We start from the raw sequence: 15,053 nt of genomic DNA, 5'->3' as shown, positions 1-15,053 counted from the left end.
CCGTCCGGCCGCCGGCCGGTGTCGGGGAAGGTCAGCGAAACATGGGTGACCTTGTTGTCGTAGTACCGCAGGGCCAGCCAACCCCCGCCGGAGACGGCCAGCACGAGGACGGACACCAGCGCCGCCACACCGGTGACCAGGCGGCGTCCGGTGGACCATCGGGACGGTAACGGCCCGGGCGGTGGCTGTGCTGGTTGGAACGGCGGCTGAAACGGTGGTTGTGGCGGCCGCGGTGGCGGCTGCTGCCAGCCGGGCTGTGGTGGCGGCTGGCGCTGCCCTGGTTGTGGGGGCTGCTGCCAGCCGGGGGCCCCGCCGGGGGGCCACCGGTTCTCGGGCCGCCCAGGCCGCCCAGCTCGTCCGGGCCCGTCCGGAGGCCACGTCATGACCACGTCCCCTCGTCCACCCCACCGCTCGCCATCCCTGTCGACGTCCGGTGGCCGCCGGAATGTTCCCAGTTCGTGCTGTCGCGCCCACGACTTCCACGGTCGTCACCGGCGCATCGCCGGGTCAACCGAACTCGGCCCGGATCGCGGGGCCGTCCGCGTCGAGCCTTGGTTCCGGCGGCCGCTGGGAGGTCTGCGGCCAGTCCGCCATCTTCACCGGATTCCCGGGCAGCGGAAGGCCCCCGGCGTCGACCACCATGTCGCGAAAAACAGCCTGTTCAGAGGAGACCGCCTCCGCCACGTTGTTGATGAGGCCACAGGGTATGCCCGCCGTACCCAGCACTTTCAGCCAATACGCAGCCGGTCGGGCACGAAGAGTCCGCTCCGCTTCCTGTTTGAACGCGTCCCGGGCCGCGAGCCGGGCACTGTTGGTGACGAACCGCGGATCCGCGCCGAGATCCGGACGGTCCAACGCACGGCACAGCCCGGCGAAGAGGCTGTCGTTCGCGGCACAGATCACAATGCTGCGGTCCGCGCAGGCGAACGTGTCGAACGGCGCGATCGAGTAATGTGCGTTGCCGATGCGCGGCGGCGTGTCGCCGGTCGCCAGATAGGACAGGGCCGCGCCTTCGAGCAACGACAGTGTGGCGTCGAACATGCCTATGTCGATATGGGTACCGCGGCCGGTGGACAGCCGCCCGTACAATGCGGCCCCGATCGCGCCGAAAGCATACAGACCGGCCGCAAGGTCCGCGATCGGGACGCCGGGCTTCACCGGGTCGCTGTCCGGTGACCCGGTGATCGACATAATCCCGGTGGCCGCCTGTACGACCGCGTCGTAGGCCGGCCGGTTTCGCCACGGGCCGGTCCGCCCGAAGCCGGAGATGCTCACGTAAACCAGTCGGGGATTACGTTGCGACAACGTGTCCCAGTCGAGACCGAGCCGGTCCATCACACCGGGCCGGAAGTTCTCCACCAGCACATCGGCACGGTCGATGATGGAAAGTAACGTCGCGTGGTCGTCCGGATCCTTCAGATCGAGCGCGATCGACTGTTTGCCGCGGTTCACCCGGGCGAAGTAGAGTGACCGGCCGTCCATGAACGGACCGTAGGAGCGGGAGTCATCCCCGTGACCGGGACGTTCCACCTTGATGACCCTCGCTCCGAGATCGGCGAGCATCAGCGTGGACAACGGCCCGGCCAATACCCGGGTGAGATCGACGACAAGAAGACCATCCATGGGACCCGGTGACATAGGCACTCCTGGGACGCTACCCGCCACGGACCGCCGCAGCCTACCGTTGGAACCATGAGTACGCGCCCGAGTGCTTCCCCGCCTTCTACCGACAGATCCGAGCAGCTTACCGGCGGATCCGAACAGCCCACCGGCGGATCCGAACAGCCGGCTGTCACGTCATCCAGCGCTGGTTCCGACACCGGTTCCAGCACCGGTTCCGTCAGCGGGCCCGCTTCGCCGACGGGACAGGCCAGCCACGACCAGCAGCCACCATCCGCCTTCCGCCGATTCATGGCCACCGGCTGGGCGCCCACCGCCGAGATGGCACCGGCCTGTGACGATGTGGCACAGTACGCGGCCAAGCGACGCGCGCTGCTGAGCTCACGATTCCCGGCCGAGACGCTGGTGGTGCCCAGTGGCGGGTTCAAGGTACGGGCGAATGACACCGATTACCCGTTCCGGCCGGGCAGTGATTTCTTCTGGCTGACCGGTTGTCACGAGCCGGACGCCGTGGTGATTCTGCATCCGAACCCCGGTGGCGACCACGACGCCGTCCTGTATGTCGCCGACCGCTCGGACCGTTCCACAGCGGCCTTCTACACTGACCGGCGCTACGGCGAACTGTGGGTGGGACCACGCGCGGGGGTGCGGGAGACGTCGGCCGCTCTCGAGATCACCTGCCGTCCGCTCGACGAACTCGCCGACGCGCTGGCCCGGCTGTCACCAGCAACGACCCGGGTGATACGCAGCCAGGACGAGCAGGTGGACCGCGCGGTCCTGCGGTACACGCCCACCGGCCGGGGAGGGTCCACCCCCGCTGGGACCGACCGGGACACGGAGCTGGCCCAGGCCCTTTCCGAGCTGCGACTGGTCAAGGACGAGCACGAAACCGCCCTGCTGGAGCAGGCGATCGCCGCCACCGTCCTGGGCTTTTCCGAATGTGTGCGTGAGATGGACCACGCGATGACGCTGCCCAACGGCGAACGGTGGCTGGAGGGCACGTTCTGGCGCCGTGCCCGGGTCGACGGCAACGATGTCGGGTACGGCTCCATCGTCGCCTGCGGCCACCACGCCACCACCCTGCACTGGGTCCGTGACGACGGGCCGGTACGGCCCGGCGACCTCGCGTTGCTCGACATGGGTGTGGAGTCCCGCTCGCTTTACACCGCCGACATCACACGCACGCTTCCCGTGGACGGACATTTCAGCGACGTGCAGCGTCAGGTGTACGACGTGGTCCTCGCGGCCCAGCAGGCCGGAATCGAAGCGGTGCGACCGGGCGCACAGTTCCTCGATCCGCACCGGGCGGCAATGCGGGTGATAGCCGAGGCGCTGCACGACTGGGGGCTGCTCCCGGTCAGCGTCGAGGAGTCCCTCGCGGAAGACCCCGAAGCGCCGAACGCGGGCCTGCATCGCAGGTATACCCTGCACTCCACGTCACACATGTTGGGTCTCGACGTCCACGACTGCGCCCACGCCCGCGACGAAGCTTACCGCGACGGCCCACTCACGGCCGGGATGGTGCTCACGGCTGAGCCGGGTCTGTACTTCCAGCCCAACGACATTACGGTGCCGCCGGAGCTGCGCGGGATCGGGGTGCGGATTGAGGATGACATTCTCGTCACCACCGAGGGCCACCGCAACCTGTCGGCCGCGCTTCCCCGCGTCCGGGGTGAGGTGGAAAACTGGATGGCCCAGCAGCGCGGCGCCTGAGCCCGGACATGACCTGGGCGACAGGTTGCGGGCCCGACAACCTGTCGCCCAGAAAACAGCACTGCCACATGCCCCAAATTGGCCATAAGTGGCACCAACCAGAGGCCCGGCCGCTCCGCGCCGGCATCGCCGTACGACTGACCCCCCGCGTCATGGTCCAGCGCTCGGTCGCAACCGACCCCGCAGGCCCGCGACCACGCGAAAACAGTTGTGACCGCGTGGGATTCGAGCAACTGGACGAATGCGACCGAGAGCCGCTCAGTGAGCCTTGTCGTACGCCTCGACGATGTTGGAGGCGATACGACCACGGTCACTGACCGTGTAACCGTTGGCTCGCGCCCACTCACGAATGTCGGCGGTACGGTCAGTGCCGCCGGTACGACGAGAAGCGCCACGCTGCCCACGGCGGGCGGCAGTTGCCCGGCCGCCCGAGCGACGCGCCGCCCCAACGAACGGAGCCAACGACTCGCGCAGCTTGGTGGCGTTCTTCTCGGACAGATCGATCTCGTACGAAGCGCCGTCCAGCCCGAACCGAACAGTCTCATCAGCCTCGTGTCCATCGAGATCGTCAATCAACGACACGATGGTCTTCTGCGCCATGCTTCTCTCCTTCAGGTCAGCGAACCGCGGAACTCTTCGAGACTAGTATTACCACGTCATCAGGAAGAACTGTAACGGCTGGTTCGGACACGCGCGACCGCCATCGCCTGCGACATGCCGTCCGCAGCGTCATCGACACCACACAACACCCCTCAGGTAGACGTGAGTCACGTCTAGCCAAAGCGCTGGAGGCCACCGTCAGGATAAATTTTGATCATGAGTTGTCGCCGAATCACGACTTCCGATCCGAAACGCCGGTGGTCGGCGCAGACAAGGACGTCACGGTCTGACCAGCGGCGGTGAGCGCCACGCAACGGCATCAAGGATCCCACACCTGCGAATGCGATACACCACGTATGGGCCGCAGCCGCGCTCATCCGATTCACGGTCTGGTAGTAGAGCTGGTCCGGTAGTAGCCCAGGGAGCCACGGTGGATGAGCGGACATGGATCGTCGATGCGGCAAATGTGATAGGGGCCCGCCCGGACGGATGGTGGCGCGATCGCGCGGGGGCCGCCTTACGCCTGCACGAACACCTGTCCGCGCTGTGCCAGACCGGCTTCGAGGCCTCCACGCCGCGGGCCGCGGGCAGGGAGGACCTGCCCACCGAGGTGGTCCTGGTACTCGAAGGGGCGGCCCGGGCCGGGGTCGCCGCGAGCGGGCGGCCCGGCGGCGGCGACCCGGGGAACCGGGCCGCCAGGCTCGTTGTCGTCCACGCCCCCGGAGCGGGCGACGACACGGTCGTCGAGGCCGCTGTCGAGGCCGTCAGGCGGCAACGTGGGGCCGTTGTCGTCATCACCGCGGATCGCGCGCTTCGTGGCCGTGTCCACGCTGTGGGCGCGACCACAGCGGGGCCGGGGTGGCTGTGGGCGCTGCTCGACCGCACCCGCTAGACCCGTCAGAACGCGGCCGCATCCGCTGGAAACAGCCACTGGAGACAGCCACCCGTGGAAACCGCCCAGCGGACGGCTCAGACGGGCGGCTCAGACAGACGGCTCAGACAGACGGCGCGGTACGCCCCGAATGCTGGAAGACGGGCATCAGCCGCGCGGAGAACCGGCCGGCACCGGCACCGACCTCAAGGGGAATGCCGAAGCACGCCGACAGCGTCGGACCGGTCAGGACCGTCTCGACAGGCCCGGCCGCGACTACCCGGCCGGCGCGCAGGAGCAGCGCGTGGGTCACACCCGGTGGGATTTCCTCCACGTGGTGACTGACCATGATGGTCACCGGCGACAGCGGATCCGCGACCAGCCTGGTCAGCCGCACCAGCAGGGCCTCACGGGCCCCCAGATCGAGCCCGGCGGCCGGTTCGTCCATCAGCAGCAGTTCGGGGTCGGTCATCAGCGCACGCGCGATCTGGACGCGTTTGCGCTCGCCTTCGGACAGGGTGCCGTACCGCCGTTCGGCGAGATTCCCGCACCCGACCTGGGCGAGCAGCTCAAGGGCCCGCCAGCGGTCGTCATCGGTGTATTTCTCGGTGGCCCGCCCGAGCACCGCCCACGCGGCCGTCATGACCACGTCGAGGACGCGTTCGGTGGCCGGCAGGAGGTCCGCCACCGCCGAACTCGCCAGGCCCACCCGGCTGCGCAGGTCGAACACGTCGACCTCGCCAAGCCGACCGCCGAGCAGGTCGACCGTTCCTCGAGTCGGGAAAACCCGACTCGCCGCAACCTGGAGCAGGGTTGTCTTCCCGGCGCCGTTCGGCCCGAGAATGACCCAGCGTTCACCGTCGGCAACGGTCCAGTGGATGTCGGAAAGGAGCGTCGCGCCATCCCGTACAACAGTTACCGAGTCCAGGCGCAACACCACGTCTGTCACGGGCCTCACGTTACGCGACCCGTCCCGGCGCGGAGTCGGCCGGGATGGTGTGTCCGTCGGGAGGTGACCGACTTCTCAGCCCGTCTCAAGCGGTGGCGCAGCTATCTCCGCCCACACGACCTTGCCGTCACCGACCGATCTGGTCCCCCAGCGGGATGCGATGAGCGAGACCAGTTCGAGGCCGCGGCCGCCCTCGTCGTCGAAATCGGCGTGCCGGCGCCGGGGCAGCCGCGGGTCGCGGTCGGACACCTCCACGATCACCCGGGACCCGGTCCGGCGCAGCCGCACGGACAGCGGGGACCGACCGTGCACCAGCGCGTTGGTGACCAGCTCCGACATCAGCAGGACGACGGAGTCGGCGGTGTCGGCGTCCACCGACCACGTCGTCAGCAGGTCGCAGGCCCGTCCCCGGGCCGCGCCTAGGCCGGCCGGCCCGTCGGGGACCGTGATGTCGGCGTAGCGGGTCGCCCCGCCCGCGTCGGTGTCGGGCAGCCCCACCAGCAGCAGGGCCACGTCGTCGTCATGGCCGACATCCCGGCCGAGGGCCTCCAGGGCCTGGTCGGCCCGTCTGCCCAGGGAGCCGTCCTGCCGGGCGAGCACGGCGGCCAGGTCCGAGACACCGGCGTCGATGTCGCGTTCCCGGCTTTCCACCAGCCCGTCGGTGAACAGGACCAGCAACGCCCCCCGCTGCAGGCGGACGGTGTACTCCTTGACGTCACCGCGGCCGAGGCCGAGCGGGGTGCCGACCTCCATGTACAGCCGCGACACCAGGCCGTCGGGGGCCACCACCAGCGGCGGCGGATGCCCCGCGTTCGCCAGCGTCAGCAGGCCCGTGTGCGGCTCGATGACGCCGTAGATGCAGGTGGCGATCTGGCCTTCGTCGATCTCGCTGACCACGCCGTCGAGCAGGGTCAGCACCTCGTACGGGGAGAGCTCCAGGCGCGCGCAGGTCCGCACCGCGGTCCGTAGCTGGCCCATGATCGCCGCGGCGCGGACCCCGCGGCCCATGACGTCGCCGATGACCAGACCGACCCGGCCCGCGCCGAGGTCGATCACGTCGAACCAGTCCCCGCCGACCTCGGTGTCCTCGACCCCGGGCACGTAGCGGGCGGCGATCTCCAGCCCCTCCGGCTCGACCACGGTCGGTGGGAGCAGGCTGCGCTGCAGGGTCAGCGCGGTGTCCCGGCTGCGCCGGTAGAGCTCCGCGTGCTCGACCGCGACCGCCGCGCGGGCCGCGAGCTCCTCGAGAAAGGCCACGTCGGCCTGGGTGTACGGCGGCCGGTCGCCGGCGGCCATCAGGCTGACCACACCGGCCACCTGGCCGCGCAGGATCAACGGCACGGCGGCGAGGGTGTGCGCGCCGACATGCTCCATCCAGCGCGCCATGTCGGTGGACGACAGCCAGGGCGCGCCGGCCAACGGAGCGATGTGCCCACGCCCGGTGAGCGCGGCGAGATGGACCGGGCTGTCCCGCGGCCACCGGCCCGTGCGGGCCCGGGGCATCAGCAGCTGGGTCAGACCGGGGCGCACCGACACGACCGCCCGCCGCAGGACCGGCGCCCCGGCCGGGCCGGCGGCGGGCGCTCCTCCCAGGCCGTCCGGCCCGTCCGTCCTGACTGGTAGGTCCTGCCTGTCCGGTCCGGACTCGACCAGGTAGACCGCGCACGAGTCGGCCAGCTCGCCCACGACGACGTCGGTGAGCGCCCGCAGGGCCCGCTCGGGCTCCAGCGCGCTGCCGACCGCCCCGGTCGCCCGGGCGAGCAGCTCAAGGCGACGGCCGGCCTCCCGGGCCGCGGCCGCGGCGGTGCGGGCGGTCTCCTCCGCCCGGCGGCTGGAACGGGCCTCGGCCAGGACGCGCTCGAACAGCGTCGCGCGTTCCAGCGCCCGGGCGCACTGGTCGGCGAGCGCGGTCAGATACGCGCGGTCGGCCGCGGAGAACGCCTGCCGGGCCCGGAAGCCGAACAGCAGGACGCCGAACGGCGCGTCGACGGTCGCCAGCGGCAGGATCGCCCAGGCGTGCTCGTCGGCCTCGGCCAGGATCGCGGCCTGCTCGGGCGCGGGCCACCGCGCGGTCAGTTCCTCCCGGTCGAGGAGGAACAGCGGCGAGGCGCCGCGGACCGCCTCCGCGACCGGGTGGGACGCCTCCAGGCTGATCCCCGACCATGCCTGGGCGAGGAGCGCGGGATAACCGAGCAGCGATCGAAAACGCAGACAGTTGTCGACTTCGTCGACCAGCGCGATCCCCCGCCCGTTCGCCCCCAGCACCTGCCGGCCGGCGGCGAGCACCACGGCGGCGACCTCGTCGATGCTTACAGCACGTGACAATGCCGCCGTGACCAGGCGAATCTGTTCGGCCTGTTCGGCTGCGCCAGCTGTTGTGCCTGTCGTGTCATCCATTGTGTCTGCCGTGTTGGGCCCGTCGACCGCCGGCGCGTCGCGTGCCGCCGCGGCGGCACGGATCTCGGTCACGTCACGGCTGACACCGATCCACTCAAGCGGATAATCACCCTCAGTAATAGGAACGATCCGCATGACGAGCACCCGCTCCGTCCCGTCCGCGGCGTCGAGACGGAACTCGGCGTCGAAGACGGTGCGCTGCTCGACAGCCTTGCGCCAGGCGTCGGCGACCCGGTCACGGTCCTCGGCGTGCACCCCGCCAAGCCAGCCTGCCCCGGCGATCTCCGGGAAGCTCTGGCCGGTGACGGCCCGCCAGCGCGGCATGTCCACGTCCAGGGCGCCGCGGGCACCGGCATGGAACACGTCCGTGTCCCCGGCCTGCGCGAGCGCCCGGTACCGAGCCTCACCGCGGGCCAACTGGTGGCGGGCGTCGCTGATCCTGGTGACGTCGGTGGCGACGAGCGCCGCACCCAGCGGCACGCCATGGGCGTCCGTGGCCGGAAACCAGCTCATCGTCCAGATCCGCGGCGGCCCCGCGGCGGTGGTGGCGGCGCTGACCTCGAAGTTGGCCACCGGCTCACCGGTGGTGAGCACCCGCCGCAACAGGCGGTCCATCTCGTGGCCGACGTCGCCGAGCAGCTCCGGCATGGTGCGGCCGACGTGCTCGCTGGGCGCCCGCCCGTTCAGCCTGGCCAGGACGTCATTGACCCGCAGGTAGCGTCCCTGGGTGTCGTAGAAGGCGAAACCGGCCGGCGCCTGGGCGAACAGCGCCTCGAGCAGGGTGATGGTCGGCTCCACCGCGGCGGGCGGCCTCGGCGGGTCGTCCGGACCAGCCCCGGCGGGCTCCTCCCCGGCGGCGCTCCCACCCTCGCTCCTGCCCTCGTCGTCCTCGGCCACCCCGGCGCCCCTGGCTTTCTCCGCACCCGCATGGCCGGCACCGTTCGTCCTGCGAGCCCCGTGAGCGTCGCTCCAGCCAGCCCGGTCACCTGCCGGTCCGCTCGGCGGCTGTCCGGGAAGCTCCCCGAGGAACGGCGTCGTCATGGGAGAAGATTGTGGCCGGTGTGGCAGCGTTGTGCCCAAAACCTTACCTCTGATGTTTTCGGACACCGGTTCCTCACCAGTCCCGGGAACTGGACCGCTGCTCGCCCCGGGTGTCGGATCGCTGTCACGTCCCACCATGGGCCGGCACGTCGCTGGTCGGTCGACGGCCCGGGACACACCCTGGGCCTGGAAAACACCTCATGCGCCCGATCGTGCCGGGCCGGGCAGGCCGTGCGCTGTCCATCGACTGACAGGGGTGGCACGCATCGCATGTGTGACGGCGCATGTCCGACGGCGTCCCGCCCGTTTTCTCTCGACCGCCGTCGGCCCTGGATCGCCCGACCGGGCAGCGCCCGCCCATGCCCTGACAGTAGCCGGCCCGACCCGTCCATATCGGGCCCAACGGATTCCCAGGGAACATCGACCGCACTGTCGACATCCTTTGTCGTTCCGTTGTGACGAACACCCGGGGCCGAACGCCCGGGGCCGAACGCCCGGGACAGCGCCGGGCCCTACCTCCCGTGCCCGGTACGCGTCCGCACCCGTCAGCTGTCCACGATCTCCGCGGTTACGCCGCGTTGAACAGGCCAGGAATTCGTTAGGGTCTGGGTCCGTGGCTGCTGGACACGGCAACGAACACGGACCTGCCCCGGACACCGGAGCGGATACCGGCATCGAGGGACAACTGCTGTGGACGCCGTCCGCGCAGCGGGTCCGCGCCGCCGGGGTCACCGCCTACCTCGAGTGGCTGGCCGCCGAACGGGGCCGACGGCTGACCGACGCCACCGCCCTGTGGCAGTGGTCGGTGGACGATCTCGACGGCTTCTGGGACTCGATCTGGGACTTCTGCGCGGTCGAGGGCGAACGCGGGGACGGGCCCGCGCTCGCCGACGCGCGGATGCCGGGCGCCCGATGGTTCCCGACCGCCCAGGTGAACTACGCCGAGAACGCCCTGACCCGCCACGGGCCGGCGCCGGCGGTGATCGCCGTACGCGAGGACGCCACCACGGCCGTGGTGTCCTGGGACGAACTGCGCCGCGAGGTCGCGGCCGCCGCCGCGGGCCTGCGCCGGCTGGGGGTGGGACCGGGCGACCGGGTCTGCGCCGTGCTGCCGAACTGTATTCACGCGGTGGTGGCGATGCTCGCCACCACCGCTGTCGGAGCGGTCTGGTCGTCATGCTCCCCCGACTTCGGGCCCACCGGCCTTGCGGACCGTTTCGCCCAGGTGCGCCCGACCGTGCTCATCGGCGTCGACGGCTACACCCACGGCGGGCAGTCGTTCGACACGCTCGGAGTCCTGGCCAAGGTGGCCGAGCGGCTGCCCGGCCTGCGCGCCACCGTCATCGTCGCCTACCTGGCCACGGACGCCCTTGAACGGGCCCGCACCATCGGCCTGCCGGGCATCCTGGCCTGGGAGGACCTGCTCGCCGGATGTGACGACGCCGTCCCGACCTTCCACCGTCTCCCGTTCGACGCGCCGCTGTGGATCCTGTACTCCTCCGGTTCGACCGGAAAACCCAAACCGATCGTGCACGGTCACGGCGGCATCCTGCTCGAACATCTCAAGGCGCTGGTACTCCACCTCGACCTCGGGCCGGACGACCGCTTCCTGTGGGTGACGAGCACCGGCTGGATGATGTGGAACCTGCTCGTCTCCGGCCTGCTCGCCGGCTCGACCGTGGTGCTTTTCGACGGAAGCCCGAAGTTCCCCGACCCCGGCGCTCTCTGGCGCCTGGCCGAGGCCACCGGGGTCACCTGTTTCGGGACGAGCCCCGGTTTCCTGGCCGAGTGCGCACGCTCCGGCACGGTTCCCCGTGAGATCGCCGACCTCTCGGCGCTGCGCACCGTGGGATCCACCGGCGCGCCGCTGCCCACGCGGACGTACGCCTGGGTGTACGAGTCCGTCGGCAGCGACCTGATGCTGTCCTCCATCAGCGGCGGGACGGAGGTGTGCACCGCGTTCGTGCTCGGCCTGCCGACGCTGCCGGTGCGCGCCGGGGAGATCCCCATGCGTGGGCTCGGCTGCGCGGTGACCACCTTCGACGAACAGGGCAAGGATGTCGTCGACGAGGTCGGCGAGCTGGTGATCACCGCTCCCATGCCGTCCATGCCGGTCGCCCTGTGGGGGGACGACGACGGCTCGCTGCTGCGGGCGGCCTACTTCTCGACCTACGAGGACGTGTGGCGGCACGGGGACTGGGCGCGCGTCACCTCCCGCGGGGCCGTGTCCATCCACGGCCGGTCCGACGCCACGCTGAACCGCGCGGGGGTCCGGATCGGTACCGCCGAGCTGTACCAGGTGGTGGAGAACATCCCTGGTGTGACCGACAGTATTGTCATCGACACCTCGACCGCCGACCGGCGTGGTGAGCTCGTCCTCTACGTCTGCCTGGCAGACGACGTGGTGTTCGACGGCGTGTTCACCGAGACGCTGCGCGCCGCGATCCGCCGTGAGCTCAGCCCTCGTCACGTGCCCGACCGCATCGAGAAGATCGTCGAGGTTCCCCGCACCCAGAACGGCAAGAAACTGGAGGTGCCGGTCAGACGGCTGCTGCTGGGCGAGCCGCTGGAGCAGGCGATCAGCCTCGGTGCCGTCGCCAATCCCCAGGCGCTGCTGCCGTTCATGCCGCCGGCGCCCGGCTGACCCACGCCATACCGGTCTCGTACGAACAGGCCGGTCTCGTACGAACAGGCCGTACAACGCGACGATCCCCTGCCCGGTCAACCACCCGGACAGGGGATCGTGTGTCGTGCGCGGGGAAACCAGCCGCGGGGAAACTAGTCGAGGAACTCCCGCAGCCTGCCCGCGACCGCCGGCTTGCGCAGCTCACGCAGGGTGTCCCGCTCGATCTGGCGGATCCGCTCCCGGGTCAGCCCCAGGCGGTTGCCCACCTCGGCGAGGGTGTGCTGCTTGCCGTCGGCGAGACCGAACCGCAGCCGCATCACCTCACGCTCACGCGGGGTGAGCGAGTTCAACACGCCTTCGATCTCGTCCTGCATGGCGCCGTAGGAGGCGGCGTCCGCGGGCGAGGTGGCGTCGGCGTCCTCGATGAAGTCACCGAGGACGGAGTCGCCGTCGTCGCCGACGGCGGTCTCCAGGCTGACCGTGTCCTGCGCGTACCGCCGCAGTTCGACGACCTGCTCGATCGGCATGTCGAGCTCGAGCGCCAGCTCCTCGTCGGTCGGTTCCCGGCCGAGCGTGGAGACGAGCTGCCGCTGCAGCCGAGTGATCTTGTTGATCTGCTCGACCACGTGCACCGGGATCCGGATGGTCCTGGCCTGGTCGGCCAGGGCCCGGCCGATGGCCTGCCTGATCCACCAGGTGGCATAGGTCGAGAACTTGTAGCCCTTGGCGTAGTCGAACTTCTCGACCGCGCGGATCAGGCCGAGGTTGCCCTCCTGGACCAGGTCGAGCAGGGTCATGCCCCGGCCGCTGTACTTCTTGGCGACCGAGACGACCAGGCGCAGGTTCGCCGAGACCAACTGCTGCTTGGCGGCGTGCCCGTCCCGGACCAGGGTCTGCAGGTCGCGACGCAGCTCCGGGGCCAGGTCGGAATCGGTGTCCAGCTTGTACTCGGCGAACAGCCCGGCCTCGACCCGCTTCGACAGCTCGACCTCCTGCGCGGCGTTGAGCAGCGGCACCTTGCCGATCTCACGCAGGTACATGCGGACAAGGTCGGCGGTTCCGGCGTGCTCGGACGTCGCGCGCGTGGCCGCAGCCCCGCCCGGCGCCTCCTCTTCTTCCTCGTCGAGAACCTCGACCCCGAGTGTGGTCAGCCGGGCGACCAGGACAGGCAGCAGTTCAAGACCGAGATCGGCGGTCTCCAGTGCCTCACGGAGCTCGGCACGGCTGAGTTCGCCGGACTCACGTCCACGCGCGACGAGCTCGGCGACCTGAGTCACGTCGAGTTCGTCGGTATCATCGGGCACGGCGGCCAAGCTGCGGCTGGGCGCCGTGCGGGCAGGAGTGGATGACCGACGAGTCCGTCGCGTGCTCACGGCACGCGTACGCGGCTCATCGGAGCGCTCATGAAGTTCGAGGGCAGGCAGCGTCATCAGTAGCAGATCCGAAGGTCGGTGCGGGTGGCGGGTCTTGGTGCTTGCACGTATGGGCAACGCCTGGGGGCGTCTCTCCCATTCCGCGTTCAGACACAACCGGACGTAAGCGATCGCCGGGTCTACGAAGCAGTGTAGACCCTCACCCTCGGGACGCCGCACCCGCTGTCGCGAAGACTACTCCGCGGATCAGCCGGTGTGTCACGAATAACTAATTATCTCTTCAGTTCTCCACGTCCGCGCCGTCGAGAACGAGACTAGTCCCAACTTTCCGTCAACACAGCCACAATAATGCGGACGGACCGTAACAATCGTCACCGAGAGTACGTGAGATCACGAGAGTGTCACGAGCTTCCGGCGCTGCCCGCCACCGGCCCCGGTACCCTCACACGATGTCATCGTCGGCTCTGCCGTCCGAGGTGCTCACCGAACTCCGAACGTCCGCGATCGAGGTACTGCGGGACAACGATCTGGGTGGGGCGACCCGACCGTCTCCGACGCTCTACCCGCACCAGTGGTTGTGGGACAGTTGCTTCATCGCCATCGGGCTACGGCACATCGACCCCGAACGGGCCAGCCGGGAAATCCTCTCGCTGCTGCACGGCCAGTGGCCCAACGGGATGATTCCGCACGTCATCTTCTCCGGCTCCGGCAGCTACCACGCCGGGCCCGACCGGTGGCGCTCCGATCTCGTCGACGGCGGCCCGGAGCATGTGCAGACGACCGGCGTCACCCAGCCGCCGATGATCGCTGAGGCCGTCGTCCGCGTCGGCGAGGTGTTCGACCCGGCCCGGCGCCGCGAGTTCTACCGGGCGATCTACCCGGGTCTGCTGCGCTACCACTGCTGGCTGTACCGCGAACGTGACCCCGACGACACCGGGCTGGTCACCCTGGTCCACTCGTGGGAGTCGGGGATGGACAACACCCCCGCCTGGATGGAGCTCACTCGCAGGGCAGCCCCCATCCCCCTGAAGCTCATCCGCCGGCTCAACGGGGACGGCGCGCTCGACGCCCTGCGGCGGGACAACAAGGAGGTCCCGTCCGACCAGCGGCTGTCCGCCACCGACCTGTTCACCCTCTACCACCTGGTCGGGGAGCTACGCGACGCCCGTTACGACTTCAGCCGGATCCGCGCCTCCCGCGTCCCGCTGGTACAGGACGTCGCCTTCAACGCGATTCTCGCCCGCGCGAACGACCACCTGCGCGACATCGCCGCCGACATCGGCGAACAGCTGCCCAACCAGCTGCTGCGCTCGGCCCGCCGGACCAGGGCAGCGTTGCCCACCCTGTTCGCCGACGGCATGTACTGGAGCCGGGACGCGCGTTCCGGCCGGCTGATCAGCAGACCCACGGTCGCCGGCTTCCTCGCCCTGTATGCCGGTGTCGTGCCCCCTGACAGCGTCGAGGACCTTGTCAGCCGGATGACCGCGCGGCGGTTCTGGCCGGCCCACGGCATCGCCAGCACCCCCACCGACGATCCCGACTTCCAGCCCCGCTGCTACTGGCAGGGCCCGGTCTGGGTGAACATGAACTGGCTGCTCGCCGACGGGCTCGACCGCGCCGGCCGCGGCGACCTCGCCGAACGGCTGCGCGCCGGCACGATCTCGATGATCGCGGGATCCGAGGGCCTGTACGAGTACTACTCGCCGTTCGACGGCACCGGGGTGGGCAGCAACCACTTCTCGTGGACGGCGGCCCTGCTCCTGGACCTGCTCGACGGCCGGAAAGCCGCTCACCACCTGCCGTCCGCCCGCACGGGCGCGGACGACGGAGAGCACCTGACCCGGCGCGGCGGCTGACCGGCCG

Annotated in this window: 9 protein-coding genes; 4 read left to right on the top strand and 5 right to left on the bottom strand. The window is 70.0% G+C overall.

Annotated elements, in window-relative coordinates:
* Positions 1 to 507: 507 nt before the first annotated feature.
* Positions 508 to 1,638: a CaiB/BaiF CoA transferase family protein gene (locus FrCorBMG51_RS01995; protein WP_047221406.1), complete on the bottom strand. Its 1,131-nt coding sequence runs from the start codon at positions 1,636 to 1,638 to the stop codon at positions 508 to 510.
* Between the two features lie 54 nt (positions 1,639 to 1,692).
* Between FrCorBMG51_RS01995 and FrCorBMG51_RS01990 the strand changes: the two genes are divergently transcribed.
* Complete coding sequence (locus tag FrCorBMG51_RS01990; RefSeq protein ID WP_476742081.1) at positions 1,693 to 3,333, top strand: aminopeptidase P family protein; 1,641 nt, start codon at positions 1,693 to 1,695, stop codon at positions 3,331 to 3,333.
* Positions 3,334 to 3,591: 258 nt separating this feature from the next.
* Here FrCorBMG51_RS01990 and FrCorBMG51_RS01985 read toward each other — a convergent pair whose 3' ends face one another.
* Entirely contained in the window at positions 3,592 to 3,933 is a 342-nt protein-coding gene (locus tag FrCorBMG51_RS01985; protein WP_013874753.1) for a histone-like nucleoid-structuring protein Lsr2, read from the bottom strand.
* Positions 3,934 to 4,363: 430 nt separating this feature from the next.
* Here FrCorBMG51_RS01985 and FrCorBMG51_RS01980 point away from each other — a divergent pair, with 430 nt between their 5' ends.
* Positions 4,364 to 4,825: a hypothetical protein gene (locus tag FrCorBMG51_RS01980; RefSeq protein WP_047221404.1), complete on the top strand. Its 462-nt coding sequence runs from the start codon at positions 4,364 to 4,366 to the stop codon at positions 4,823 to 4,825.
* Between the two features lie 103 nt (positions 4,826 to 4,928).
* Here the strand turns inward: FrCorBMG51_RS01980 and FrCorBMG51_RS01975 are convergent, their stop codons facing one another.
* Positions 4,929 to 5,753, bottom strand: a complete 825-nt coding sequence (locus FrCorBMG51_RS01975) for an ABC transporter ATP-binding protein (protein ID WP_047221403.1) — start codon at positions 5,751 to 5,753, stop codon at positions 4,929 to 4,931.
* Between the two features lie 75 nt (positions 5,754 to 5,828).
* Positions 5,829 to 9,047 (bottom strand): SpoIIE family protein phosphatase, encoded by a 3,219-nt coding sequence (locus FrCorBMG51_RS01970; RefSeq protein ID WP_052914218.1) that lies wholly within the window; start codon positions 9,045 to 9,047, stop codon positions 5,829 to 5,831.
* A 757-nt stretch (positions 9,048 to 9,804) separates the two neighbouring features.
* Here FrCorBMG51_RS01970 and FrCorBMG51_RS01965 point away from each other — a divergent pair.
* Positions 9,805 to 11,835 carry an acetoacetate--CoA ligase gene (locus tag FrCorBMG51_RS01965; RefSeq protein ID WP_083730905.1) on the top strand — a complete coding sequence of 677 codons (2,031 nt, stop codon included), beginning with the start codon at positions 9,805 to 9,807 and terminating at the stop codon, positions 11,833 to 11,835.
* Positions 11,836 to 11,969: 134 nt separating this feature from the next.
* Here FrCorBMG51_RS01965 and FrCorBMG51_RS01960 read toward each other — a convergent pair whose 3' ends face one another.
* Positions 11,970 to 13,247: an RNA polymerase sigma factor gene (locus FrCorBMG51_RS01960; protein ID WP_086055194.1), complete on the bottom strand. Its 1,278-nt coding sequence runs from the start codon at positions 13,245 to 13,247 to the stop codon at positions 11,970 to 11,972.
* A gap of 392 nt (positions 13,248 to 13,639) precedes the next feature.
* On the opposite strand from FrCorBMG51_RS01960, the gene FrCorBMG51_RS01955 reads away from it, so the two are divergent.
* On the top strand, positions 13,640 to 15,046 hold the full coding sequence (locus FrCorBMG51_RS01955; protein ID WP_047221402.1) for an amylo-alpha-1,6-glucosidase: 1,407 nt from the start codon (positions 13,640 to 13,642) through the stop codon (positions 15,044 to 15,046).
* Positions 15,047 to 15,053 lie beyond the last annotated feature (7 nt).

The sequence above is a fragment of the Protofrankia coriariae genome (assembly GCF_001017755.1).
Classification (GTDB): Bacteria; Actinomycetota; Actinomycetes; order Frankiales; family Frankiaceae; genus Protofrankia; species Protofrankia coriariae.
The sequence above is the reverse complement of the archived record's forward strand: the minus strand, read 5'-3'. Positions and strand labels throughout refer to the sequence as shown.

Excerpts from the sequence above, each read along its gene's own strand:
- FrCorBMG51_RS01995 (WP_047221406.1), bottom strand. The coding sequence starts at position 1,638 with ATGTCACCGGGTCCCATGGATGGTCTTCTTGTCGTCGATCTCACCCGG.
- FrCorBMG51_RS01990 (WP_476742081.1), top strand. The coding sequence starts at position 1,693 with ATGAGTACGCGCCCGAGTGCTTCCCCGCCTTCTACCGACAGATCCGAG.
- FrCorBMG51_RS01985 (WP_013874753.1), bottom strand. The coding sequence starts at position 3,933 with ATGGCGCAGAAGACCATCGTGTCGTTGATTGACGATCTCGATGGACAC.
- FrCorBMG51_RS01960 (WP_086055194.1), bottom strand. The coding sequence starts at position 13,247 with ATGACGCTGCCTGCCCTCGAACTTCATGAGCGCTCCGATGAGCCGCGT.
- FrCorBMG51_RS01955 (WP_047221402.1), top strand. The coding sequence starts at position 13,640 with ATGTCATCGTCGGCTCTGCCGTCCGAGGTGCTCACCGAACTCCGAACG.